This window comes from Pseudomonas sp. P5_A2_2 (assembly GCF_054177685.1).
In genome coordinates this window covers 1-1,641 of record NZ_JBGCUL010000975.1, presented here as the reverse complement: position 1 = coordinate 1,641, position 1,641 = coordinate 1, and the positions used below count along the sequence as shown (strand labels likewise).

The window sequence follows — 1,641 nt, the reverse complement described above, 5'->3', positions numbered from 1 at the left end:
GGGTTGCTCGCCCTTGGACTGGACCTCTGCATCCTCGGCCGTTATCTGCGCCTCGATGGCAGCAGCATGCTTGTCGATGACGGCATCGACCTCGGCTGCATTTTTGGCGGTATCGAGCGCTAAAACCAACTGGCCGGCCTCGGCTTTTTCAGCTTCGGCATAGGCTTCGACCGTCAACCCGGAGGCCAAGGCCCGCGTCTGGGTTTCCAGCCGATTGAGATGCTCCCGGGCGGCCTTGCAGACCGCTTCCTGTCGCTGGCTCTGGATGTGTTCCCAGGTGTTCAACCCATAGATCGCGGCCCCGACCACCAGTAGGGTTGCAGCGGGAGTCATTAATTTGCCTTTCACATTGGCGCCCTCAGATGGCAAGGGGAAGGGTGTTGCGCAAACGATTCCCGATTCCATTCGAGTAAGGAAAAGCGTAGCAGACCTGGTCGGGCTGAACCTGTGTCGACCACTCGCCAAGATGCGGTTCAACACTAAGCGTCTGTTTTAAAAAACAAATTGTTTTATTGGGGCTTCCCAAACGAGACAAAGGTTGGTAAATTTGCGCCCACTCTTGCACAGGCCCTCAGAGAGCCTCTCGCGCAAGCAGGCAACAGCTCTTGTTGCCACTCAAGAAAGCGAGTGCCAGGCACTCATCGCAACAGATACAGGGGCGTCGCCAAGCGGTAAGGCAGCAGGTTTTGATCCTGCCATGCGTTGGTTCGAATCCAGCCGCCCCTGCCATTTTCTTCCTGCACAATCAGATAACACTTGACCGACGGTTATTATTCGTCGGCTTTTCTGTTTTTGCGCCCATTGTCCACCTCTACCGAAAGCGCTCCGGGATGGCCTCGGCAAACGGATACCAGGAAAACCAGGGTCTTGCCTCGTCGATCACGCGCTTGACCGAGGGCCTTTGGACCAACCTGTCGAAATAAGCACTCAAGTGCTGGTAATCGTCGGGAAATGGCACGAGGGTGCTGGCATAGAACAGCGCCGGGGCGGCGGCGCAATCGGCCATGCTGAACGCCGGGCTGGCTGCCCAGGTGTTGGCGGCCAGCTGACGTTCAAGCATGCCGTACGCTGTCATCAGCGCGGCGCGTTCCCGGGTCAGGTCGCCGTTGGCGGCGCTCATTCGGTCAGCGACGATCTTCTGCATTGGCACCTGAATGTGGAGGTCGAAAAAGCGATCCCACAGACGTACTTCCAGGGCTGCCTCCCAATCGTGCGGAATCAGCTGCGCCTGGCCGGGATGAAGCCGGTCCAGATATTCAATGATCACACTCGATTCAGGCACAGCCTTTTGCCGGGCGTGATCGTGAAGCACCGGGAACTTGCCGATCGGCCACAGCGCTTGAAGTTCGGCCCGGTCGGCCTCGTTGCCCAAGTCGATGAGCCTTTTTTCAAACGCGATGTCCAGTTCATAGAGCGCGATCAGCGCTTTGTGGCAGAACGACGAGAGCGGGTGGAAATAAAGAGTCAGTGGCATCCTTCAAATCCTCGGTCAGATGGAAACCGCTTTATTATCCGTCGCCATCCGCCAATCCGCGAGGCGCTCCACCCTGATGTCCAGCGCGGGCCGTTCGGGTTAGAGTGCAGATTCTGGCCTGAATATCAGGCATGCCGCGTTTATGGTCATATCGCCATGCACCAGAT

General features: G+C 57.6%; 2 protein-coding genes and 1 tRNA gene. 1 reads left to right on the top strand and 2 read right to left on the bottom strand.

Going from position 1 to position 1,641, the window contains the following annotated elements; genetic code table 11:
- Positions 1 to 333: hypothetical protein (locus ACXRVY_RS27940; protein WP_458238829.1), on the bottom strand; the 333-nt coding region annotated here is incomplete at its 3' end.
- Between the two features lie 321 nt (positions 334 to 654).
- Between ACXRVY_RS27940 and ACXRVY_RS27935 the strand changes: the two genes are divergently transcribed.
- Positions 655 to 729: transfer RNA gene (locus ACXRVY_RS27935), tRNA-Gln, on the top strand.
- Positions 730 to 811: 82 nt separating this feature from the next.
- On the opposite strand, the gene ACXRVY_RS27930 is transcribed toward ACXRVY_RS27935, so the two are convergent.
- A complete protein-coding gene (locus ACXRVY_RS27930; protein ID WP_223463765.1) occupies positions 812 to 1,474 on the bottom strand; it encodes a glutathione S-transferase family protein in 663 nt (220 codons plus the stop codon).
- Positions 1,475 to 1,641 lie beyond the last annotated feature (167 nt).